General features: G+C 64.7%; 25 protein-coding genes. 12 read left to right on the top strand and 13 right to left on the bottom strand.

The genetic code is table 11. From position 1 onward, the window contains the following. Positions 1–11: 11 nt before the first annotated feature. On the top strand, positions 12–521 hold the full coding sequence (locus tag SPHV1_RS12785) for an exonuclease domain-containing protein (RefSeq protein ID WP_054946426.1): 510 nt from the start codon (positions 12–14) through the stop codon (positions 519–521). Positions 522–600: 79 nt separating this feature from the next. On the opposite strand, the gene SPHV1_RS12780 is transcribed toward SPHV1_RS12785, so the two are convergent. Further along, positions 601–1125 (bottom strand): hypothetical protein, encoded by a 525-nt coding sequence (locus SPHV1_RS12780; RefSeq protein ID WP_054946425.1) that lies wholly within the window; start codon positions 1123–1125, stop codon positions 601–603. A gap of 13 nt (positions 1126–1138) precedes the next feature. Further along, on the bottom strand, positions 1139–2422 hold the full coding sequence (purD, locus tag SPHV1_RS12775) for a phosphoribosylamine--glycine ligase (protein ID WP_054946424.1): 1284 nt from the start codon (positions 2420–2422) through the stop codon (positions 1139–1141). Between purD and xseA the strand changes: the two genes are divergently transcribed. The 4 genes from xseA to SPHV1_RS12755 all read left to right on the top strand — a co-directional run bounded on the left by xseA (position 2421) and on the right by SPHV1_RS12755 (position 6120). Continuing rightward, positions 2421–3944 (top strand): exodeoxyribonuclease VII large subunit, encoded by a 1524-nt coding sequence (gene xseA, locus SPHV1_RS12770; protein ID WP_054946423.1) that lies wholly within the window; start codon positions 2421–2423, stop codon positions 3942–3944. The genes purD and xseA overlap by 2 nt on opposite strands. A gap of 26 nt (positions 3945–3970) precedes the next feature. Further along, the gene (locus SPHV1_RS12765) at positions 3971–4174 is read left to right on the top strand and encodes a DUF2093 domain-containing protein (RefSeq protein ID WP_038576060.1); all 204 of its coding nucleotides are present in this window, start codon (positions 3971–3973) and stop codon (positions 4172–4174) included. A gap of 80 nt (positions 4175–4254) precedes the next feature. Then, positions 4255–5085, top strand: a complete 831-nt coding sequence (locus SPHV1_RS12760; RefSeq protein ID WP_054946439.1) for a M23 family metallopeptidase — start codon at positions 4255–4257, stop codon at positions 5083–5085. 48 nt (positions 5086–5133) lie between these two features. Next, complete coding sequence (locus SPHV1_RS12755; RefSeq protein WP_054946422.1) at positions 5134–6120, top strand: esterase-like activity of phytase family protein; 987 nt, start codon at positions 5134–5136, stop codon at positions 6118–6120. Positions 6121–6237: 117 nt separating this feature from the next. On the opposite strand, the gene rpmB is transcribed toward SPHV1_RS12755, so the two are convergent. Next, positions 6238–6522, bottom strand: a complete 285-nt coding sequence (gene rpmB, locus SPHV1_RS12750; protein WP_007012569.1) for a 50S ribosomal protein L28 — start codon at positions 6520–6522, stop codon at positions 6238–6240. A 114-nt stretch (positions 6523–6636) separates the two neighbouring features. Here rpmB and SPHV1_RS12745 point away from each other — a divergent pair, with 114 nt between their 5' ends. Further along, complete coding sequence (locus tag SPHV1_RS12745) at positions 6637–7092, top strand: nucleoside deaminase (protein ID WP_054946421.1); 456 nt, start codon at positions 6637–6639, stop codon at positions 7090–7092. 48 nt (positions 7093–7140) lie between these two features. Here the strand turns inward: SPHV1_RS12745 and SPHV1_RS12740 are convergent, their stop codons facing one another. Further along, positions 7141–7851 carry a ribonuclease T gene (locus SPHV1_RS12740; RefSeq protein ID WP_231634664.1) on the bottom strand — a complete coding sequence of 237 codons (711 nt, stop codon included), beginning with the start codon at positions 7849–7851 and terminating at the stop codon, positions 7141–7143. Beyond that, positions 7848–8708, bottom strand: coding sequence for a carboxylating nicotinate-nucleotide diphosphorylase (gene nadC / locus SPHV1_RS12735; RefSeq protein WP_176168003.1), 861 nt, complete (start codon positions 8706–8708; stop codon positions 7848–7850). Before nadC ends, SPHV1_RS12740 begins: the two co-directional genes overlap by 4 nt. A 170-nt stretch (positions 8709–8878) precedes the next feature. On the opposite strand from nadC, the gene SPHV1_RS25010 reads away from it, so the two are divergent. Both SPHV1_RS25010 and SPHV1_RS12730 read left to right on the top strand, forming a co-directional pair. Beyond that, a complete protein-coding gene (locus SPHV1_RS25010; protein ID WP_156367348.1) occupies positions 8879–9049 on the top strand; it encodes a hypothetical protein in 171 nt (56 codons plus the stop codon). Further along, a complete protein-coding gene (locus tag SPHV1_RS12730) occupies positions 9046–9255 on the top strand; it encodes a hypothetical protein (protein ID WP_054946419.1) in 210 nt (69 codons plus the stop codon). The genes SPHV1_RS25010 and SPHV1_RS12730 overlap by 4 nt, the downstream gene beginning before the upstream one ends. A 93-nt stretch (positions 9256–9348) precedes the next feature. Here the strand turns inward: SPHV1_RS12730 and SPHV1_RS12725 are convergent, their stop codons facing one another. The 5 genes from SPHV1_RS12725 to SPHV1_RS12705 form a co-directional block, all read right to left on the bottom strand. Continuing rightward, positions 9349–10146, bottom strand: a complete 798-nt coding sequence (locus SPHV1_RS12725) for a LytTR family DNA-binding domain-containing protein (protein ID WP_013834537.1) — start codon at positions 10144–10146, stop codon at positions 9349–9351. A gap of 46 nt (positions 10147–10192) precedes the next feature. Next, the gene (locus SPHV1_RS12720; protein ID WP_054946418.1) at positions 10193–11356 is read right to left on the bottom strand and encodes a sensor histidine kinase; all 1164 of its coding nucleotides are present in this window, start codon (positions 11354–11356) and stop codon (positions 10193–10195) included. A 64-nt stretch (positions 11357–11420) separates the two neighbouring features. Next, the gene (locus tag SPHV1_RS12715; protein WP_054946417.1) at positions 11421–12107 is read right to left on the bottom strand and encodes a DsbA family protein; all 687 of its coding nucleotides are present in this window, start codon (positions 12105–12107) and stop codon (positions 11421–11423) included. A gap of 66 nt (positions 12108–12173) precedes the next feature. Next, positions 12174–13514, bottom strand: coding sequence for a M48 family metalloprotease (locus tag SPHV1_RS12710; protein WP_139383935.1), 1341 nt, complete (start codon positions 13512–13514; stop codon positions 12174–12176). Positions 13515–13695: 181 nt separating this feature from the next. Next, positions 13696–15051 (bottom strand): hypothetical protein, encoded by a 1356-nt coding sequence (locus SPHV1_RS12705; RefSeq protein WP_054946415.1) that lies wholly within the window; start codon positions 15049–15051, stop codon positions 13696–13698. Between the two features lie 251 nt (positions 15052–15302). On the opposite strand from SPHV1_RS12705, the gene SPHV1_RS12700 reads away from it, so the two are divergent. From SPHV1_RS12700 to SPHV1_RS12690, 3 genes are read left to right on the top strand one after another with little or no spacing between them, the layout of a single operon-like run. Continuing rightward, the gene (locus SPHV1_RS12700; RefSeq protein WP_054946414.1) at positions 15303–15662 is read left to right on the top strand and encodes a PadR family transcriptional regulator; all 360 of its coding nucleotides are present in this window, start codon (positions 15303–15305) and stop codon (positions 15660–15662) included. Further along, positions 15652–16218 (top strand): DUF1700 domain-containing protein, encoded by a 567-nt coding sequence (locus SPHV1_RS12695; protein WP_054946413.1) that lies wholly within the window; start codon positions 15652–15654, stop codon positions 16216–16218. The genes SPHV1_RS12700 and SPHV1_RS12695 overlap by 11 nt, the downstream gene beginning before the upstream one ends. 25 nt (positions 16219–16243) lie before the next feature. After that, complete coding sequence (locus SPHV1_RS12690; RefSeq protein ID WP_054946412.1) at positions 16244–16957, top strand: GIN domain-containing protein; 714 nt, start codon at positions 16244–16246, stop codon at positions 16955–16957. A 143-nt stretch (positions 16958–17100) separates the two neighbouring features. Here the strand turns inward: SPHV1_RS12690 and SPHV1_RS12685 are convergent, their stop codons facing one another. The 3 genes from SPHV1_RS12685 to SPHV1_RS12675 are packed head-to-tail and all read right to left on the bottom strand — an operon-like array spanning position 17101 to position 19132. Beyond that, entirely contained in the window at positions 17101–17961 is an 861-nt protein-coding gene (locus SPHV1_RS12685; RefSeq protein ID WP_054946437.1) for a metallophosphoesterase, read from the bottom strand. A 10-nt stretch (positions 17962–17971) separates the two neighbouring features. Continuing rightward, a complete protein-coding gene (locus SPHV1_RS12680) occupies positions 17972–18826 on the bottom strand; it encodes a diacylglycerol kinase family protein (protein WP_054946411.1) in 855 nt (284 codons plus the stop codon). 36 nt (positions 18827–18862) lie between these two features. Beyond that, a complete protein-coding gene (locus SPHV1_RS12675; protein WP_054946410.1) occupies positions 18863–19132 on the bottom strand; it encodes a hypothetical protein in 270 nt (89 codons plus the stop codon). 293 nt (positions 19133–19425) lie between these two features. Between SPHV1_RS12675 and SPHV1_RS12670 the strand changes: the two genes are divergently transcribed. Next, the gene (locus SPHV1_RS12670) at positions 19426–19734 is read left to right on the top strand and encodes a UrcA family protein (RefSeq protein ID WP_054946409.1); all 309 of its coding nucleotides are present in this window, start codon (positions 19426–19428) and stop codon (positions 19732–19734) included. The last annotated feature ends 76 nt before the right edge of the window (positions 19735–19810 follow it).

Below are 19810 nucleotides of genomic sequence, written 5' to 3'. Positions count from 1 at the left end.
GCACACACGGATTGAGCTGTCCGGCACTGATCGATTTCGAAGCGAGCTGTCTGCCGGAGTACGGCCAATCCTATCCTATCGAAGTCGCCATCGCGCGGATCGACGGCGAAAGCCGCGCGTGGCTGATCCGTCCGCTGGAGGCGTGGCGCCACTGGGACTGGTCCGAGGAGGCGGAGAAACTCCACGGCATCAGCCCTGAGATGCTGCGCAAGGAAGGACTCCCCGCCGGGCAGGTCCTTGAGGAGATGGCCCGGTTCGTCGGCGATTGCGAAGTCTACGCCGACGCCGACCTCGATGCCTATTGGCTTGAACTGCTGGCGCACGGTCTCAAGGCCCCGGTGCCTTTCGCGGTGAACTTCCTCGGCGAATACCTGATGCGGCACAACTTCGCACGGCCCCAGGTCGTGGCCGCTCTGGAAGCGGCCAAGCTGCGCCTGCCCAAGGAACACCTCGCAAGAGAGGACGCCAAGCGCCTTGCCCTCGTGGTCAAGCTGCTGCTGGAAGGCCAGGAAGCGGAATAAGATTGCGCGCGGCGAAGCGCTTCATCCTGAACGCGTTTCAGGATCCCTTTCCCGGCACCCCGCAGTTACACCGGACCGATCAGAAAGGGCCGGCATCCTCCGAAACGCCGATCCCGTCCGGCTGGCTCGCCTGCAGCTTGCCAAGGCACTGGTCCTTGGCGCGGTCGCGGTCGTCGGAGAGGGCAGACGCCATCTGCGAGGGCAGGGCGCAGCCGCGTTCCGGCCGGATCGGATGGCGCCGACGGCACGATTCCTCGGTGCTGAAGAAGTTGTCGAGGCAGTCCTGGAACTCCGCCACGTCGTTCTCGTGCATCGCGCGGCAGCTCTTGGCCCAGCGGTTCTTGTAATTGAGTTCCGCGAAATTGACGCAGTCCTCGTACTCCACCCGCGCAGCCTGCTGGCGCTGCGCCGCTTCGGCTGCCTGTTGCTGCTGCGCTGCGCGCCGCGCTTCGGCTTCCGCCTCGACCTCTGCCTGCCGTCGCGCTTCGAGCACCTCGGCATGGTTCGGCAGGAAAATACCGTAGTAGAATCCGACCCCGCAGCCCGCGATCAGGATCGCAAGGGCAACCGCCAGCTTGAGAATGGCACCGGCACGTTCCAGCATCGCCGCCTTCCGGTCAGTCCTGGCCCCGTTCGCGCGCCACTTCGCGCCAGCCGATGTCGCGGCGGCAGAAGCCGGTCGGGAAGTCGATCGCATCCACGGCGGCATAGGCCTTCGCCTGCGCGTCGGTCACCGAAGCCCCTCGCGCGGTGACGTTGAGCACACGTCCGCCATTGGCGACGAGTTGGCCATCCTTGAGAGCCGTGCCCGCATGGAAAACCTTGGCGCCATCGGCTTCGGCCGCGGCAAGCCCCGCGATGCTGCCGCCCTTTTCCGGCGTGCCGGGATAGCCGTCGGCGGCCATGACGACCGTCAAAGCAGTATCCTTGGAGAAGCGCGGCGGCTGGATCGCGCCAAGGCGGTTCTCGGCACAGGCATGCAGGATCTCGACGAGATCGCTCTCGAGACGCAGCATCATGACCTGGCACTCGGGATCGCCGAAGCGGCAGTTATACTCGATCAGCTTGGGTCCCTGCTCGGTCAGCATCAGGCCGAGGAACAGTACGCCCGAATAGGGCATGCCCTCATCGGCGAGAGTCCGCACGGTCGGCGCGATGATGCGGGTCATCGCCTCGGCCTCCAGCGCGGGTGTAAGCACCGGCGCCGGGCTATAGGCGCCCATGCCGCCGGTGTTGGGGCCGGTATCGCCGTCGCCCACGCGCTTGTGGTCCTGCGCCGAGGCGAAGGGGACTATGGTGCTGCCATCGGTCAGCGCGAAGAAGCTGGCTTCCTCGCCTTCCAGGAATTCCTCGATAACGGCTTCCGCGCCCGCCTCGCCGAAGCGACCTGCGAAGATGTCGCGCACCGCTTCCTGCGCCTCGTCCATCGTCATGGCAACGGTAACGCCCTTGCCTGCGGCAAGGCCGTCCGCCTTGATCACGACGGGAGCGCCGAACTTTTCGAGCGCGGCAAGGCCGTCCGCTTCGCTGGACACGCGCACGTATCCGCCCGTCGGGATACCGGCCCTCTCGCACAGGTCCTTGGTGAAACCCTTGGAGCCTTCAAGCTGGGCCGCCGCCTTGCTCGGGCCGAACACCGGGATGCCCTCGGCCCGCAGGGAATCGGCCAGGCCATCGACCAACGGCGCTTCCGGGCCGATCACGACGAGACCGATTTCCTTCTCGTTGCAAAAGGCGATAACCGCCCCATGATCGGTGGCATCGAGCGACACACAGGTTCCCGCCTCGGCAATCCCCGGATTTCCGGGAGCTGCGTAAAGCGTGGAGCAGCGCGGGGATTGCGCCAGCTTCCAGGCCAGCGCATGTTCGCGTCCACCCGAGCCCAGAAGAAGGATATTCATGCCGCGGCCTTTCGATGAGTCTTACGATGACGACGAATATGGAGATGGTCGTAGGGGTGGGCTGGTAGCGAAGCAATCGGCCGGGGACAACGCTGCGCCGCTGTCCATCAGCGAGATTTCTGCACTGCTCAAGCGCACGGTGGAAGACCGCTTCGGCTTCGTGCGCCTGCGCGGCGAGCTTTCCGGCGTCAAGCGCGCGGCCTCCGGCCACCTCTATTGCGCGCTCAAGGACGACAAGGCCGTGATCGACGGCGTGATGTGGCGCGGCAATGCCCAGCGCATTGCCTTTCGCCCCGAAGACGGGGTCGAAGTCATCGCGACCGGCAAGCTGACGACCTATCCCGGCCGCTCCAAGTACCAGATCGTCATCGATTCGATGGAGATTGCAGGCGAAGGCGCGCTGCTGGCCCTGCTCGAGAAGCTGCGGGCCAGACTCGCCGCCGAAGGTCTCTTCGCGCCCGAGCGCAAGCGGCAGCTCCCGTTCCTGCCCCAGGTGATTGGCGTCGTGACGTCGCCCACCGGCGCGGTAATCCGCGACATCCTCCATCGCCTGGCCGACCGCTTCCCGAGCCATGTACTTGTCTGGCCGGTGCTGGTGCAGGGAGAGGGCGCAGCTGCGCAGGTAGCCAATGCCGTGCGCGGATTCTCGCAGATGCCCGCCGACGGCCCGGTGCCGCGGCCAGACCTTGTCATCGTCGCGCGCGGCGGCGGCTCGATCGAGGACCTTTGGGCCTTCAACGAGGAGCCGGTCGTGCGCGCCGTGGCGGAATGTTCGATCCCGGTGATCTCCGCGGTCGGGCACGAGACCGACACCACCCTGTGCGACTATGCTGCAGACCGCCGCGCGCCGACGCCCACCGCCGCCGCCGAAATCGCGGTGCCGGTACGCGCGGAACTGATGGCGACGCTCGACGAACTGGCCCTGCGCAAGCGCCGCTGCGCGTTGCGGCCGGTGACGCTGGGCCGCGAGAGGCTGGAGGCGCGGGTCCAGCGCCTGCCCAAACCGGATGCGATTCTTGCCGCCAAGACGCAGCGGCTCGACGAGTTGACCGATCGCCTGCGCCGCGGACTGCAGGACCGCGCTTCGAATGCCGAAAAGCGCCTCGCATCGGTCGGCAGGCCGCTCGCGCTGCTGCGCCACCGCGCGCAGGCGAGCAGCGAGAGGCTGGCGCGCACCGGACTGACGCCACGGTTGCTCACCCGGCGCTGGTCGATGGCGCGCGACAGCCTTGCCCCGGTATCGCGCGTGCTGCCCCAGCTCAATCCGCGCCTGCCGCTGCAGCGCGGCTATGCTCTGGTCAAGACCGCCGAGGGCAGGGCAGTGACCAGCCGCGAGCTGGCGGCCCGGGAAGCGGCGCTGGTGCTCGAATTCCGTGACGGGGACCTCCCGGTCACGACCGGTTCAGGCGATTCGGTGTCTCCTGCACCCAAGCCCGCGCCTGTTGCGGCGGCCCCGCGCAAGCCCGCAGCCAGACCGGAACGATCGAATCCGGATCGGCCGCGACAGGGCGATTTGTTTTGACCACGAGCCTCTGCTAGAAATCTCCCATGCTAATGTCTTCTGCCGAACGCCCCGCAACCCTCAGCTACGGACCCAACGGGTTCCGCATGATCAGCTCCGGCCACTTCGTCACTTGCGCCGTGACCGGTGAGAAGATCTCGCTCGAAGCCTTGCGCTACTGGAGCGTGGAGCGTCAGGAACCCTATGCCACCGCGGAAATTGCCACCCGGCGTCTCCTCGGGAAGGCATGAAGGGCCAACCTGCTCGTTTCGCCTGGCTGAAGCTGAGCGGCCTTGCCGCTGGTGGCGGCCTGATTCTCGCCGGTAATGCCATGGTCGAACCCACCGGTTCCGCCCATGCTTCAACCAATGCCCCGGTTTCTCCGGCAGCAGCCCCGCGCCCGGCCAGTATCGCCTTCTCCGGCGAAATGACGCAGGGCGGATGGATTCGCGGGGTGGCCCCCGCGGGAACCACCGACCTCAAGCTCAACGGCGAATCGGTGCGGATCGCGCCGGACGGCGCATGGTTCGCCGCGTTCGACCGTGATGCCGGGCCAGAAGAGATCCTCACCGCACGGATGAAGGACGGCACAACCTATCGCCAGGCGCTCACCGTTTCCCCGCGCGACTGGCACATCGAGCGAATCAACATTCCGCGCCGCTCGGGTGGGCCTTCCGAGGCCTTCATGAAGATCCGGCAGCCGGAACTCGACCGCATCAATGCCGCGCGGGCGCTGGAAACCGGCGCGCAGGGGTGGCGCCAGCACTTCATCTGGCCGGTGAAGGGCCGTATTTCCGGCCGCTTCGGATCGCAGCGCATCTATCGTGGCGAACCGGGCAGCTACCATTCGGGTATCGACATAACCTCCGGCACAAGCGGCACGCCCTTCGTCGCCCCGGCGGACGGCGTCGTGATCCTCGCGGCGGAAAAGCCCTTCACGCTGGAAGGCAACCTGCTGATGCTGGACCACGGCATGGGCCTCAACAGCGCCTTCCTGCACTGTTCGCAAATCCTTGTGAAAGAAGGCGATCACGTGAAGCAGGGGCAGGTGATCGGCAAGATCGGCATGTCCGGCCGCGCGACCGGCCCGCACCTGCACTGGAGCATCAAGTGGCAGTCCGACAGGCTCGATCCGCTTCTTTTCACCGGACCGATGAACTGATCGACGAAGCGGCCTTGCCGTCGGCGCACGATTGATTATCCAGCTTTTGTGCGCCGCAGCATCGCCCTTCCGTTCCTGATCCTGCTTGCAGGCGTCACCTGGCTGCGATCGCCCACGACTCCGCGCCCTCCGGACATGACGTTCGACTATGTCGCCCTGACGCCGCGCCCCGGAGCGGACCCGCAGTTTCACCTCGGCCCATTCCGGTTGGAAGGCGCGTGGCACATGGCCAGCCGGTCGCGCGGCTTCGGCGGCTATTCGACGCTGCTGGCCATGCCAGGTGGACAGCTCCTCGCCCTCAGCGATTCGGGCGGATACCTGCGCTTCACTTTGCCGGGTCGCAGACCCGGTGCGCTGGCAAGCGGCAACCTGAATATCAGCCGATGGAACGACAAGGCCGATCGCGACGTCGAATCGGCAACGCGCGATCCGCGCTCCGGCACGATCTGGCTGGGAATGGAGGGCTCCAATTCGGTCGTTCGGCTCGGTCCCGGACTGAACGTGGAAACCAAGATCCGGCCCGGCGCGATTCGCCACTGGGGCGTGAACTCGGGCCCGGAAGCCATGACCCGCCTTGCCGACGGGCGATTCGTCCTGCTGCGCGAGGCCTTCAAGGGCTGGCTCGAGGACCGCAAACACGACGCCGTCGTCTTCGAGGGCGATCCCACGACGCGGCCGAAATCGTGGCACTTCACGTTCGATGGTCCGAAGGGCTTCAGCCCCACCGACATGACGCAATTGCCCGACGGTCGTCTGCTGATCCTGATGCGTCGGCTCGTCTGGCCGATGCCGCAACGATTCGCCGGACGCATCGCCATCGCCGACCCTGCCGAGATTCGGCCCGGCGCGACCTGGCGCGCAAAGGAAGTGGCCCGAATCGCCACGAGCCTGCCGGTCGACAATTTCGAAGGGCTTGCGGTCGTGCCACAAGGCAAGGATCGCCTGACCGTCTGGCTGATCTCGGACGACAATTTTTCGGATTTCCAGCGCACGCTGCTCTGGAAACTCTCCGTCGATCCACGCGACCTGCCCTGAAAATCACTCAGGAGCATATTTCAGGAAGCAGGCGGCCACGCGAAAAGGCGCGCGAGGAACCCTCGCACGCCTTTTTCGAACCAGTGCCTTGTCAGGCTCCCCGAAGGGAGCCGGAAATCAGGCGGCCTGCTTCTTCTTCAGCTCGCGCTTCACCTTGACGGCGCGCGGGCTGAGCTTCGTATCGGAAGTCTTCAGCAGCCAGTTGTCGAGGCCGCCGTTGTGCTCAACCGAGCGAAGGCCGTGCGTCGAAACGCGGAACTTGAAGCTACGCTCCAGACCTTCCGACATCAGCGTGACGTTCTGAAGGTTGGGCAGGAACACGCGCTTGGTCTTGTTGTTGGCGTGGCTGACGTTGCAGCCGACCTGACGACCCTTGCCGGTCAGTTCGCAGATGCGGGACATGTCTACTCTCGCTCGAAAAAAATCTTGGCCGTTTGTACGGGAAGGCGCGCCCTTACCGAGTCACCAGGTGAACGTCAAGTTGCGCCGCGGTTTTTCGCAGGCTAGCGCGTCCTCATGACTCGCTGGCCGCTCCCCGAATACATGCAACTGGCGCTGGCGCAAGCCCGCGAAGCCGCGGATTCGGGCGAAGTCCCGATCGGCGCGGTCATTGTAAGGGACGGAAAAGTCATCGCCACCGGCCGCAACGGCCCACGTGAGCGCCACGACCCGACCAGCCACGCCGAAATCGAAGCGATTCGCACCGCCGCGCAGATTCTCGGCAATGAACGACTCGAAGGCTGCGAGCTGTGGGTGACGCTGGAGCCCTGCGCCATGTGCGCCGGGGCGATCTCCCACGCCCGCATCGCCCGACTCTATTATGCCGCTCCCGATCTCAAGGGCGGCGCGGTGGAACACGGCGCGCGCGTCTTCGAACACAGCCAGTGCCTGCATCGTCCGGAAGTCTATTCGGGCATGGGCGAAGCCGAGGCCGCGGAAATGCTCAGGGCCTTCTTCCGGGACCGCAGATAGCCTTCATCCTTCCCCCGCATTCTTGGCGGGTATCTTTGGATTCGGGCCCTAGAGGCCCCGCCAGATCTTCAGCGGCGTGGAATCGCCGGGCCCCCACTGCCTGCGGTCGCAGGCTCGGGGCATGAAATCCTTCCCGTAGCAAAGCTCGATCGCGCGCAGCCAGCCGCCGCGGCTGACGTCCACGCCGACCTGATCCGCCGTCCAGTCCGGATTACCGGCGAGAAAGGCACGGCGCAGATCGCCCACCGTCAGGTCGTCTTCGCGCGAAAGGCGATCGGCATCGGGCCAGCGGATCGAGCGCCAGAGGATTGCGCTGACCTTGAAGTAGGTCTCCGGCCGCTTCGTCATGCAACTTCCGTGCTTGGCCCATTCATGGGCGAGGAGGCTGGCAGAGGGCGTCATGCACATATGGCGGCGGAGCAGGTCGGGCGAGGGCAGCGGCCGGGTTGCGCACCACTGCGGCGCAGGGCCATTGCGCGCTTCGGGCCAGAGGCCGTGCAGGACGAAGCCGAAACGTCCGTTGCGGCGCGAACACTGCATCGAATCCGTTTCGCCGCTCATCTTGCAGTAATCGGGAGACCAGCTTGCCGCGAGGGTATAGCCCGCGACGGCGACCTTGCGGACCGGCCCGTCGGGCGCCTGCGGCCCCACCGGGGCAATGCTGCGCGGTACGGCGCACTGATAGGCCTGGGCCAGCGCAGGGACCGGCGTAAGCGCCGCAAGGACCAGACCGGCCCGAGCCGCGAGCAGGGGCCTCACAGCGGCGTGAAGTCGAGGCCGATGTCGGCAGCCGGTGCGCTCTGGGTGAGACGGCCGACCGAGACATAAGTGACGCCCGAGGCGGCAATCGCGCCGATGGTCCTGAGATTGACGCCGCCCGAAGCCTCGGTCGGCACGCGTCCGGCGACCAGGGCGACCGCCTCGCGCAGCATGTCGGGCCCCATGTTGTCGAGCAGGAGGTGATGCGCGCCCGCCGCAATGGCCGGTTCGATCTGGTCGAGACGATCGACCTCGCAGATGATCTGGGCCACGCCCGCCGCCCTGGCACGCGCCACGGCCGGACCGACGCCGCCGGCAACGAGGACGTGGTTATCCTTTATCATCGCCGCGTCCCACAGGCCCATGCGATGATTCTGCGCGCCGCCGGTGCGGGTCGCGTACTTTTCGAGGTGACGCAGGCCCGGGATCGTCTTGCGCGTATCGAGAAGAGTGCCGTGGCCGCCCATGGCATCGACATATTCACGCGTCATCGTCGCGATCCCGGACAGATGCTGCACGGTATTGAGCGCGCTGCGCTCTGCCGTCAGCATGGCGCGGGCATTGCCCGAGAGGCGCATGAGGTCCGAGCCCGGCTCGACGCGCGCGCCTTCCTCCACCAGGATCTCGATCTCCATGTCCGGGTCGAGCTTGCGGAAGAAAGCCGCCGCAAGCGGCAGGCCCGCAACAGTGATCGCATCGCGCGAATCCATGACGCCGGCAAAGCGCGCATCGGCATCGATCACGCTTTCCGAGGTCACGTCATGCCCGCCTCCCGGCAGGCCCACGCCGAGGTCTTCGGCAAGCGTTGCATCAACGAAGGCGGCAAGGTCGAAACCGGTCAGCGTGAAGTCGTTCATGGCGCCGTCCATGCCAAGGCCGCGGGCCCATGTCGAGTTCCACCGTCGATGCGCGATTTGCAATCGTAGCCACATGGGACCATAGCGAAACGATCACGAGCAACCGAATTCGTAGGCGCTCGTGGCTGAGAGACCATCCGCGCTCCCGCTTACGTCGCTGGAGCATCGTGATGAAGATCGATCATATCAATCTGCGCCGGAGTATCCCGACGGCCGCCTTGGCCCAGGTCCTGCCCGTGCTCGGGACAGCGCTGTCCTGCCATCAGACCGCGCAAGGTTTCTGCGATCCGATCGCGAAACCACAACGCCCCACAACCCTGACACCCGGAGAAATGCCATGAACGACAGCGTCGACAAACCTTACCTCATCCAGAAGGGCGAGGATGGCAAATACCGGCTGACCGTGCGCGACACGCACTACAATTCGCGGGGCTATCCAATCGTCAAGTCGACCCTGCAGGACGAAGTCTTCGACACGCAGGCCGCGGCCAAGACCTTCGCGCGCGAAAACTTCAAGGCCCAGGCCGGACAGTACGCGACGAAGTAACCTTCGGGTTCGGCTTCACTGCCGCATACAACGAAAGGCCAGGAGCGCGAGCCCCTGGCCTTTCGTGTTCGTGCGCTGGCAGCAGCAGCTCGATCAGTGAACGAAACGCGCAATCACATCGCGGTACGAGCGGCTGACTTTCACCTGCGCGCCTGAATCGAGCACGAGGAAGCATTCCCCGTTGGTATGCGGCTTGACCTGGCGGACCTGGTTCAGGTTGACGATGGTCGAGCGATGGACGCGCTGGAACACGCGCGGGTCGAGCCGGCGTTCAAGGTCCTTCATCGTCTCGCGCAGGATCAGCGAGTTGTCGGCCGTGCGGATGCACATGTAGTCGCCGGCCGCCTCGATATGCTCGATACTGTCCACGTCGATGCGGAAGATCTGGCCGCGATCCTTGATGTTGATCAGCTTTTCGTAGCGATCGGCGTTGGGATCGGTTTCCTCGGGCATCGCCTCGACCGCGTCAGGGGCGACTTCGGCCAGCACGTTCTTCAGCTTCTCCGCCTCATCGGCAGAACGCTTCTCGGCGATGCGCTGGCGCACGCGGGCAAGGGTATCGTCGAGCTTCGATTCCTCGACCGGCTTCATCAGGTAGTTCACCGCGTTCGCCTCGAAGGCGCGCACGGCGTGTTCCTGATAGGCGGTGACGAAGACGAAGAGCGGCGGCTCGATCTCCATGACGCCCTTGACCACCGAGAACCCGTCGAAACCGGGCATCTGGATGTCGAGGAACACGAGGTCGGGTTTTTCGGTCTTGATCTTGCGGATCGCTTCGCGTCCGTTCGAACAGGTATCGATGATCTCGACGTCCGGATACTTTTCAAGGCGCAACTGAAGGCCCTGAATCGCGAGTTTCTCATCATCGACGAGGATGGTGCGGATGGTCATCTGGTTCGTTCTCCGGGCCCCATAACGCATGAGACCCAAAATTGTTTCATTGTGCAGCCATTGCGGCAAACCGAGGGGCTTCCGGGACGACCTCTGCTGCTTCGCGGCGCTCGACAGGAATTTCGATCAGGACGGCAAAACCGCCTTCGATCGGCTCGACAGTCTCGAATCGGTGATGTTCGCCATAGGCCTGGGACAGGCGATCACGGATATTGGACAGACCAACGCCCGTGGAGACGGGCTCACCTCCATCGTATGACATACCCGACAACCTGTTGTCGGTGGTGGGGCTTTGCAAGCCGGGGCCGGTGTCCGAAACGGTAATGCGAAGCATGGAGCCGACGAGTTGCGCGGAAATGGTGATTTCCGCCCCGCTCTCCTGCGGCGTCACTGCATACTTGATGGCATTTTCGACCAGCGGCTGGAGCAGCAGCGAGGGCAGCAGACAGGATTCGGTCGCCGGGTCGATATGGAAGGTGGTCCGCAAGCGCTCTTCGAAACGCATGCGCTCGATATCGAGATAGAGCTTGAGCGTCTCCACCTCCTGCGCAACCGTCACCCGCGCGGAAGGCTTGTTGACCAAGGTGTAGCGCAGAAACGACGAGAGGCGCGAGAGCATGGCATTGGCCGGCTCCGTCTGCTTGAGCAGCACCAGGGTCGAGATCGAATTGAGCGTGTTGAACAGGAAGTGAGGGTTTAGCTGGTAGCGCAGCATCGCCAGCTGCGCCTGGGTCGCCTGGTTCTCCAGCCGGATCAGCTGGTCGTTCTGCTCCTCGATCTGGAGATAGAAGTTGATCGCGTAATACAGCGCGGACCAGGCTCCGAGCAGGGTGGCGTCGAGATAGAACACGCCGAGGAACAACTGGGTAAAGGTCGCGTCGCTGTCCGAACGGTACAGCGAAATGACCCAGGCATCGATGAAGGCATTCAGGCCGACCGCAAAGGGCAGGATCAGCGCGGTCATGCCCCAGGTCACCAGCGCCCGGCGGGTGATCAGGGTGCGGTAGATCACCGAGAGCACCAGCGAGATCGAGAAGCCGGTGATCGTGGCGATCAGGACGAGGACGAGGAACGAGAGGCGCTGGTCGTTGGCGATCGCCGACATCGTGCGCAGCAGCATGGCGCCGCCCCAGCCGAGCGCCTGCAGGCGCCAGAAGGCCTTGTCCTTGTCGGCGAAGAACGGAATGGGCTGGATCGGCAGGACGCTCATGTCCGTTTCCTAGCCCAGTTCAGCGCAAAGCTGAACAATCCCGTGCGACGGGATGTTCCGTTTATCAACTCCCCCGAGCGTCGGCGACCGCATTGGAGAGCTGATCGATACCCACGGCGCCCGAAATCAGGCGATCGCCCGCGATCCAGCTCGGCGTTCCGCCGAAGCCGAGATTGCCGGCAGTTTCGTAATTGCGCTGGATTTCCGCTGCCACGTCCTTGCTTTCGGCCACCTTGCGGGCGCGCTCCATGTCGAGGCCGACGGCCCTGGCCGTCGCCTCGATGGTCTGCGGGTCGAGCTGTCCGGCTGCGAACATGGCATCGTGGAATTCGGCAAACTTGCCCTGCTCTGCCGCGGCGAGGGCCATCTTGGCCGCTTCCGGGCTATGCGGGCTGATGATTGGCAGTTCGCGGATGACGATGCGCAGGTCGGGGTTCTTCTTCACCAGCTCGATCACGTCGGGCAGGCTCGCGCGGCAATAACCGCAGGCATAGTCGCTGAATTCGACGAGCGTGACCTTGCCCTGGGGGTTGCCCAGCACCGCGCCGGGGAAGGGCGTTTCCACCGATTGGCGGACGCCCGCCAGCTGCTTGCTGCTCTGCTGGTTCTGGAGGTTCTCCATCGCCTGCGGCAGGATCTCGGGATGCTCGAGGATATAGTCATGCACCACGCTCTCGATCGCCATGCGCCCGCCGAACCAGCCGCCGACACCGAGCACCGCGATCAGCACGGCGAAAAATGCGTACTTCATGCCTGTAGCCATTCGTAGATCCTGTCTCGTTGCGGCAAAGCGCGCCGCCGCTTTCTTCGCGCTGTCCTAGCGGCGCTTCTTCTCGCGTTCCAGTTCGGCGCGCGCCTGCATTTCAATATCCTGCGCGCGGATCCAGTCCGGCGTGCCCGTCGGCAGGCCTGCCTCGGCCGCCTGTGCGCTCATCAGCGCCGCATTCATGTTACCCGACAGCACCTGCTGCTCCGCGCTGGCGAGCCGCGCGCGCGGCATATCGCCCTTGGCCGCGTAGATCACGCCGAGCTGGTACCAGGTGAACGGATTCTCGCGGTCGCGAGCCACGGCATTGCGCAGCACCCGTTCGGCCTCCTTGAAGTTCGACGGGTCCTCGGTGGCGATCAGGGCGTGACCGAAGAGGGTGGCGATCAGCGGCTGGTTGCCGGTCAGTTCGGTCGCCTTGCGCAGCGGCGCGAGCGCCTCCTGCGGACGGCCCGATTCCAGCATGATCTGGCCTTCCAGCTCCAGGAAATACGGATCTTCGGGATCGGCCTTGATCAGCGCGTCGGTCTCCGCCGTGGCGAGATCGAACTGCGCGTCCTTGTGATAGGCATAGGCGCGGGCATAGTGGGCGGGAATGGAATTGTCGGTCAGCGGGTACCGGCGCAGGACGTCCTTGGGTTCGGCGAGATAGCCGAACAGCTTCGCCTTCATCCGCATGAACCGCTGCTGCAGCTTGGGATCGTCCGGCTTGGTCCAGGCCGGGTCCTTCTCATAAGTATCCTGCAGCGTCTGGATACGGTCACCGGTGAGCGGGTGGGTGCTGTAGAACTCGTCGCCGTCCTTGGGCCGGTAGCCGTAGCGGAATTCGAGGTTCTGCAGCTTCTTGAAGAATTCGACCGAGCCACGGCCACTTATCCCGGCTGTCGACAGGTACTGCGCCCCGGCAGCGTCGGCCGACGCTTCCTGCGAGCGGTTGTAGGCGAGGTACTTGCCCATGGCCGCCTGCTGCCCGGCCATGATCACGCCCATCGCCGCCTCACCGCCACCGGCCGCGGCAGCAGCCGCGCCAAGGAGAAGCGAAAGCAGCGAGATATTGGTTGCACTGCTCGCACCGAGATTGAGTACCGCGTGCCCGCCGGTCACGTGGCCCAGCTCGTGAGCGATCACGCCCTGCACTTCGCCCGCGGTATCCGCCTCATTGATCAGGCCGCTGTTGACGTAGACGGCCTGTCCGCCCGCAACGAAAGCATTCACCGAAGGGTCGTTGACGAGGACGATGTCGACATTGGCCGGATCGAGGCCCGATGCCTTGACCAGCGGCGTCGCCATGTCCTTGAGCAGGGCCTCGGTCTCCGCATCGCGCAGGATCGATTGCGCCGCAGCGGGCGCAGCCGCCCAGCCCAGCAGGGCCAGAAAGGCAAGGAGCCTCATCAGGGGGACGGCAAATCGCTCTAACGGCATCGTCTCTCTTGAAACCTTTTCGGCCTTAATCCCCGCTGAAGCGCCAGGGTCAGGCCCGTTGTCGCACGGGATGCGCCCAGCCTAGCGGGCACCCGTGCCGTTTCCAAGAGCGGCGCAGGCCATGCACCGGGCGAATGCCCCGACGCGGTGCCTATCCGAGAATCTGGCGAGCGGCGCGGTCCAGAAGCGCCTCGTCGTCGCAGACTTCGCCGAGCAACACCACTTCGCCCGATTCCAGTCGCCGTGCGACGATGACCGTGAACTCGCTTTCGCGGGCGACCTCCTCGATCGGCTTGGGATCGAGGCAACGCAGTCCCTCGATCAGGGTTTCGTGGCGCGACAGCGGCCCGCTGCCCTTGCCGCTTTCCTCGCGGCGCAGACGGCGCTCTTCCCTGACGAGGCCCTTGAGTCCGCCCGGCGCATCGGACAGGAACGCCCCGAGCGTCCCGCATTCGAGGCCGAGGCGGCGGCCATGGGCAATGACGGTCGCGAATTCGGTCAGGCGGGTCTTGTCGTAGTCGCTGCCGAAGACGAGCTTGACCAGCGGAATCAGCGGCGCGCGGTCCTGCACCTTGAGGCCGGCATCCTCCACGAGTTCGGCGAAATCTTCCGGCGCGCCTTCGGCGGCGAGGGCGAAGTCGTAGGCAAGGCCGATCGCCTCGTAGAGAGCGTGGCGCGAACGTTCTTCGCTGCTGCGCGCGAGCATCGCCTGCTCGCGGGCCGAGGCAAGCCAGTCGCCCAGTTCCATCTCGCGATGGACGGACGGCATCGGCGCATCTTCGAAATAGTCCTCGTCGATCTCGTAACCCTCGAGCGACAGGTCCATCCCGGCCGGCCCTTCGACCGGTTCGACCATGCCGAGATCGAGCGGGCCGTCGGCCCAACCGGTCAGCGGCATCGTGCTGCGCAGCATGGCCGGGCGCGATTCGACCGCTTCGTCGATCTGCTTCATCAGCGCATCGGTGCTGGTCTGGTCGGCCAGTTCCTTCCAGTTGATCACGCCATAGATGTGATCGATCTGGTCGTCGTTGCGCGAGAAGGGCAGGAGAATGCCGCGATAGAGAATCGTCGCGCCGCGCTGGTTGACGAATTCCGCCTCGAAACCGATCGGCGCCTGGTTCGCAATGATCTGCATGTAGTGATCGGTGATGCGTGACAGCAATGAGCGGGTGGGGACCTGGCTCAGGGTGCGAATCGCGCCGGTCGTGCCGCATTCGTCGGCCAGTTCCGCGCCGAGATAGACGACCGCCGGATCGTCGACTCCATGGGTAAAGTCGAGCAATACGCTATAGGGTCCGAAATCGCCGAGGCTTTCCGGATCGAGGTCGGCAATGTCCGGAAACTGGCGGTTATCCAGCAGACTCGCCCAGAAATTGTAGGCGCGCACCTGCATGCGCCGTTCATCCTTGCCGATGATGGCGGGCGGCTCCCGGCCGCTGTCCTGTTCGTGGAAGGAGCCCTCCTCGGGCTGGTCCTCTCCAGAAAACTGACCGCGCAAACTGTCCATGCGGAAATCCCCAGCAAGTCGAATTGATCTCCCTTCTGGCGCAACATGGTAAATTAACGCTTAAGTTGCGCCATTGTCTCCGACTGGCGCCTGCAAGCTGCCGCGAACACGCGATTTTTCCTTCTCAGCACATGGCCCGATACCTGCTTATAGCGAGGTACCAATCAATGCATATGTACTGCCTTTAACATGGTACCTTGCATCACACAGTAGCTTGCGATATACACTGGGCATCCGCAGGAGTTGATTCGATGTCCGAAATCGAAATCCAGTTGAAGAAAGGGGTGCTTGGGCTGTGCGTCCTGGCACTGCTGTCGCGCGGTGACAGCTACGCCTACGAAATCGCGAGCCGCATGGCCGACGCGGTCGATATGGGCGAAGGCACGATCTACCCGCTCATGCGCCGCATGCAGTCGGAAGGTCTGGTGACCACTTACCTCGAGGAATCGCCCTCGGGTCCGCCGCGCAAGTACTACCGCATCACCGATACCGGTCGCGAACGCCTGTCAGAACAGGTTGGCGACTGGCGTACCTTCACCGCCGCCGTGAACGGCCTCATCCTCGGCAGTGAAGCGCCGATGGAGGAAGGGGAGACCAGCCATGAAGCGTAACGAGTTCATCAAGCGCCTGAAGGCCGGCCTCAAGGGCATGCCTCAGGAAGACATCGCCGAGATCGTCGCCGACTACGAAGAGCATTTCGACGCCGGCGCCGCAGACGGCCGCAGCGAGGAAGAAGTCGCCGCAGCCCTCGGCAATCCTAGCCGCCTGGCCCGCGAACTGCGCTTCGAGGCCGGTTTCCGCAACTGGGAAAGCGCCCGCTCGCCGTCTTCGGCATGGTCCGCAATCCTGGCCTTCATGGGCCTGGCAACGATCGACATCCTGATCCTGCTGCCGGTCGTCCTGCCGGTCATCGGCGTCGTGTTCGGCCTGTTCGTGGCGGTTCTGGCGATCTTCGTTTCCGGTGGCTTCGTGCTGATCGCCGGACCCTTCAGCGGCTTTCCCGGCGGCTGGCTGGTCGCGATCCTCGCAGGACTGGGCATGATGAGCGCCGCGGTCGCGGCTGGCGCGCTGCTGATGCTGATCAGCATCGGGATCGTCAATGCCCTCATGTGGTTCGGCCGCCTGCACTACCGGGTAATCGAGCCTGCCATCCACGCAGAAGACTGAAAAGACGAAGGAAGGAGAAACTGAGATGCTCAGGAAACTGCTCATCGTATTCGCCAGCGGCGTGATCCTTTCGATCGTCGCATTCGGCTCGGCATGGGTCATCGGCGGTGAGAAACTGCGCAAGGACGTCGCCGAAGGCCATGGCTGGACTTGGACCATCGGCGACGAGGACGAGGACCAGGGGCCCGACAAGACCCGCAAGTTCGCCGTCGAGCCCGGCGCCAAGCTGGCCATGGAAATCCCGGTCCAGCTCACTTTCACCCGCGGCGATACCTCCGAGATGGTCGTCACCGGCCCGCAGAAGATCGTCGACCGCCTGACCTGGGTGGACGGTCGCCTCGGCATCGAGGGCAAGTACCGCTCCAGCCGCGGCATCAAGGTCCGGATCACCGCGCCCGAGATCAACGGCCTCGACCTCGACGCCCCGGGCGACGTGACTCTCGCCGGTCTCGACCAGGAGAAGTTCACGCTGCGCTCGGAAGGCGCGGTCGATCTCGATGCCAAGGGCCGCGTGCGCAAGCTGGTCATCACTTCGGCCGGCGCCGGATCGATCGACGTCGGCGAAGTCGATGCCGAAGACGCCGTGGTCCGCATCGACGGCGTGGGTGACGTCACCGTGGGCGCAAGCAACCTGATCGATGTCGTGATCAACGGTGCAGGCCACGTCAGCCTGGTCCGCAAGCCTGCGACCCTGCGCAGCCAGATCAACGGCGTCGGCTCGGTCGACCACGACTACTGAGAACACCGGAAGGGAGGAGCCTTCCGCCGCCAGGCATCCCCCGGCCAAGCGGCGGTCGATCCACGAAGAAGGCCGCATCGTCATGGGACGGTGCGGCCTTCTTCTGTGAGTCCGTCTGCAGGCGCGCCCGGCGCCCTGGAAACTCAGTGCACCGGTGGATCGACAGGGGGCACGGCATGAACCGGCGCCACCGGCTCGTCGCTCTCACGCGGCGGCATCGCGTTTTCCGGTACCTCGCGAATCTGCATGTCCGGCGTGGCGACGTGTTCGAGATTGCGGGCGGTGACCCGGATCTCGTCGCCGTCGATCAGGATCTCGTTGAAACTCGGCGGGGTGGAGCGGATGCGGCGCGAGAGCGTACCGGCACCGATCATGCGCAGCGGTCCGCGCGCGGTCTGCTGGAGAAGATCGAAAGGATCGTGAATATGCCCGGTCAGGATCGCGGCCACCTTGCGCTCGGCCAGGGCCTCCATCGCCTGCGTCCCGTCGATGGTCAGGCGTTTGCCGCTCGGCGCGCGTTCGGTCAGCGGGTGGTGCGCCGTAACAAGGATGCGCGTTCCGGCAGGATGGGCATCGATGGCGGCCAGAGTCTCCTCGAGCGCCCTTGGTGTCACCCATCCGTTCGACCAGGGAAAACGCCACTGCGCCCGCGTCGCCGTCTTGAGCGGAACGATGGCAAGATCGGGCAGGTCCAGCTGCGCCTCGACCATGCGTTCGATCTTGTGAAACCGCTTGTAGGGCGTGGTAAAACGCTCGAGCAGGTTGAAATAGGGCATGTCGTGATTGCCGACCTCGACCGTGACCGGCACGTCGAGCGCGGAAATCCAGTCGGTTGCCGCCGCGAACTCGCGATGGCGCGCGCGCATCGTCAGGTCGCCGGTGATGGCAACCGCATGCGGCTTTTCGCGGGCAATGCACTGCTCCACCCAGGCGAGAGCGTCGCGGTCTTCCAGTCCGAAATGGATGTCACTGAGATGGAAGAGCTTGATCGGACCGGAATACATGCTCGAGACCTTACCGTGCATCGGCGGTTGCCAACAGGTCTACTTCGCAATTGGCCAGACTGAACTGGTCCGCGGTTCCCCCGTCGAAGGGTTCGCCGTCGATCAACAGGCCCATAGGTTCTCCCTCGGGGCAAACGAGCCGGATGGTTTCGTGAATGCCCAACCGGTCGTGCGGGCCATCGCGAAAGTTTCGATTGAGCAGCGCGATACCCTGCCCGGCGAAATCGCCAAGCGTCTCGGCATAATAGCCTTTTACTTCGAGGCCGGAGTCATGCGGGTTCACGGTGATCGCCGCATAGCCTTCCTCGCGCCCGCAGTCGACACCTTCGCAGACCACCTTGGGTGCGCTTGTGGAATGGGCGATCGCTTCGCGCGTGGCCGTCACGACTTCCAGGATGCTGGACGAGCGGATTGCCTCGCGCACTTCGTTCCAGATCGCACCCGGCCCGGCCAAGACGCCGGTCAGCCCTTCACCATGGCGCGAACGGATGACGCTCGGCCGGACGCGGCGGGCCTTGCCCCTTGCGAGCCTTTCGACGATCTGCGTCGCGGGGACGTCGCCGTGCAGGCGCTTGGACAGCAGGTTCATCGTGCCGCCCGGCAGGACCAGCACCGCGCCGTTCCAGCCATAAGCCCTGGTGACGACGGTATGGGTGGTCCCGTCACCGCCGAACACCAACAGCAGATCCACGCCCTGGGCATCGAGTTCTTCGGGAGTGGGCGCGCTGTCGTCCGGGAAGCGGATACGCCGGGCCGGCGGCATGCCCGCGTTGTCCAGCGCGCTAACCAGTTCGGCAACGGCTTCATCGTCATTGCTGCCGCTCGCCGCGTTACAGACCAGCCAGGTTTTCTTTGCGTTTCCCATGCAGCAAAAAACCGGCCGGCTGCCCCGCGGTTCCCGTCACACCTTGCCGCTGTAGATGAGCCATGCGGAAAAGCCGTTGAGCACGGTGTAGAGCGCATAGACCCAGGCCCAGCCGGAAGACCCCGCCGCGGCCATGACCATCGCGCCCAGCAGCATTGCGAATTCGACGATCAGGCTGAGACGTCCCCCCAGCGGCTGAAAGAACCAGGGCACGTGCGCAAGCATGGGGTGGCCGCTTTCCAGAACAGCCTTGTGCGCAGCGAAGTTGAGTACGCCCAGGCAAAAGACGATGATCAGGCCCACCATTGCCGTCACACTCTACATCGCGCGCAGCGAACTTGCCAGCACATGCACGAATCACAGGGCCGATTCACGGGCCTGAAGGCAGATTACCGGCAGATTGGACGGTTTTTCCGGGGACCGACGCTCGCCGTTCGTCGGCTGCATATGTCGTTCATCCAAGTTGCAGGCCTTTCGTCGAAGGCGAACGACCCGCGGTCGAGGTGCGCGTGAAGCCCGCGGGAATCGGGGGCAGAACAATCTCATCGAGCCGCCCGGAACACTTTCCGCCCCGGCTCAGACCCGAGGAGGAAATCACGATGTTCACGACTACCCCGATCGCCGCCGCCGCACTTCTTGGCCTTGCCCTGACCGCGGCCCCGTCCTTCGCCAGGGACGTCGAGGTCCGCTATGCCGATCTCGACCTGGCTTCGGTCGAAGGCCAGCAGACCCTGGAACGCCGCATCGATCGCGCCGCCCGCAGCGCCTGCGAATACGATCGTTACGACACCGGTTCGCGCATCCACTCGCGTGAGAAGATCCAGTGCTACCGCAAGGCCCTGGAAAGCGCGAAGACGCTGATGGCGAGCAAGATCGAAGCCGCTCGGGAATCGCAGCTCGGCGGCTGAGGCCTATGCCTTCCGAACCAACGAGGTCCCAAAAAAATAAGACCCGGAAAAACGCCTGCGGCGGGCTTTGCGGCCC

It is taken from the genome of Novosphingobium sp. KN65.2 (assembly GCF_001368935.1).
GTDB classification, from domain to species: Bacteria; Pseudomonadota; Alphaproteobacteria; order Sphingomonadales; family Sphingomonadaceae; genus Novosphingobium; species Novosphingobium mathurense.
The sequence above is the reverse complement of the archived record's forward strand: the minus strand, read 5'-3'. Positions and strand labels throughout refer to the sequence as shown.

What these genes read in the sequence shown, in the direction of transcription:
- SPHV1_RS12780 (WP_054946425.1), bottom strand. Translation starts at nt 1,125, where the DNA reads ATGCTGGAACGTGCCGGTGCCATTCTCAAGCTGGCGGTTGCCCTTGCG.
- xseA (WP_054946423.1), top strand. Translation starts at nt 2,421, where the DNA reads ATGCCGCGGCCTTTCGATGAGTCTTACGATGACGACGAATATGGAGAT.
- purD (WP_054946424.1), bottom strand. Translation starts at nt 2,422, where the DNA reads ATGAATATCCTTCTTCTGGGCTCGGGTGGACGCGAACATGCGCTGGCC.
- SPHV1_RS12765 (WP_038576060.1), top strand. Translation starts at nt 3,971, where the DNA reads ATGCTAATGTCTTCTGCCGAACGCCCCGCAACCCTCAGCTACGGACCC.
- SPHV1_RS12760 (WP_054946439.1), top strand. Translation starts at nt 4,255, where the DNA reads ATGGTCGAACCCACCGGTTCCGCCCATGCTTCAACCAATGCCCCGGTT.
- rpmB (WP_007012569.1), bottom strand. Translation starts at nt 6,522, where the DNA reads ATGTCCCGCATCTGCGAACTGACCGGCAAGGGTCGTCAGGTCGGCTGC.
- SPHV1_RS12745 (WP_054946421.1), top strand. Translation starts at nt 6,637, where the DNA reads ATGACTCGCTGGCCGCTCCCCGAATACATGCAACTGGCGCTGGCGCAA.
- nadC (WP_176168003.1), bottom strand. Translation starts at nt 8,708, where the DNA reads ATGAACGACTTCACGCTGACCGGTTTCGACCTTGCCGCCTTCGTTGAT.
- SPHV1_RS25010 (WP_156367348.1), top strand. Translation starts at nt 8,879, where the DNA reads ATGAAGATCGATCATATCAATCTGCGCCGGAGTATCCCGACGGCCGCC.
- SPHV1_RS12730 (WP_054946419.1), top strand. Translation starts at nt 9,046, where the DNA reads ATGAACGACAGCGTCGACAAACCTTACCTCATCCAGAAGGGCGAGGAT.
- SPHV1_RS12725 (WP_013834537.1), bottom strand. Translation starts at nt 10,146, where the DNA reads ATGACCATCCGCACCATCCTCGTCGATGATGAGAAACTCGCGATTCAG.
- SPHV1_RS12720 (WP_054946418.1), bottom strand. Translation starts at nt 11,356, where the DNA reads ATGAGCGTCCTGCCGATCCAGCCCATTCCGTTCTTCGCCGACAAGGAC.
- SPHV1_RS12715 (WP_054946417.1), bottom strand. Translation starts at nt 12,107, where the DNA reads ATGAAGTACGCATTTTTCGCCGTGCTGATCGCGGTGCTCGGTGTCGGC.
- SPHV1_RS12710 (WP_139383935.1), bottom strand. Translation starts at nt 13,514, where the DNA reads ATGAGGCTCCTTGCCTTTCTGGCCCTGCTGGGCTGGGCGGCTGCGCCC.
- SPHV1_RS12705 (WP_054946415.1), bottom strand. Translation starts at nt 15,051, where the DNA reads ATGGACAGTTTGCGCGGTCAGTTTTCTGGAGAGGACCAGCCCGAGGAG.
- SPHV1_RS12700 (WP_054946414.1), top strand. Translation starts at nt 15,303, where the DNA reads ATGTCCGAAATCGAAATCCAGTTGAAGAAAGGGGTGCTTGGGCTGTGC.
- SPHV1_RS12695 (WP_054946413.1), top strand. Translation starts at nt 15,652, where the DNA reads ATGAAGCGTAACGAGTTCATCAAGCGCCTGAAGGCCGGCCTCAAGGGC.
- SPHV1_RS12690 (WP_054946412.1), top strand. Translation starts at nt 16,244, where the DNA reads ATGCTCAGGAAACTGCTCATCGTATTCGCCAGCGGCGTGATCCTTTCG.
- SPHV1_RS12685 (WP_054946437.1), bottom strand. Translation starts at nt 17,961, where the DNA reads ATGTATTCCGGTCCGATCAAGCTCTTCCATCTCAGTGACATCCATTTC.
- SPHV1_RS12680 (WP_054946411.1), bottom strand. Translation starts at nt 18,826, where the DNA reads ATGGGAAACGCAAAGAAAACCTGGCTGGTCTGTAACGCGGCGAGCGGC.
- SPHV1_RS12675 (WP_054946410.1), bottom strand. Translation starts at nt 19,132, where the DNA reads ATGGTGGGCCTGATCATCGTCTTTTGCCTGGGCGTACTCAACTTCGCT.
- SPHV1_RS12670 (WP_054946409.1), top strand. Translation starts at nt 19,426, where the DNA reads ATGTTCACGACTACCCCGATCGCCGCCGCCGCACTTCTTGGCCTTGCC.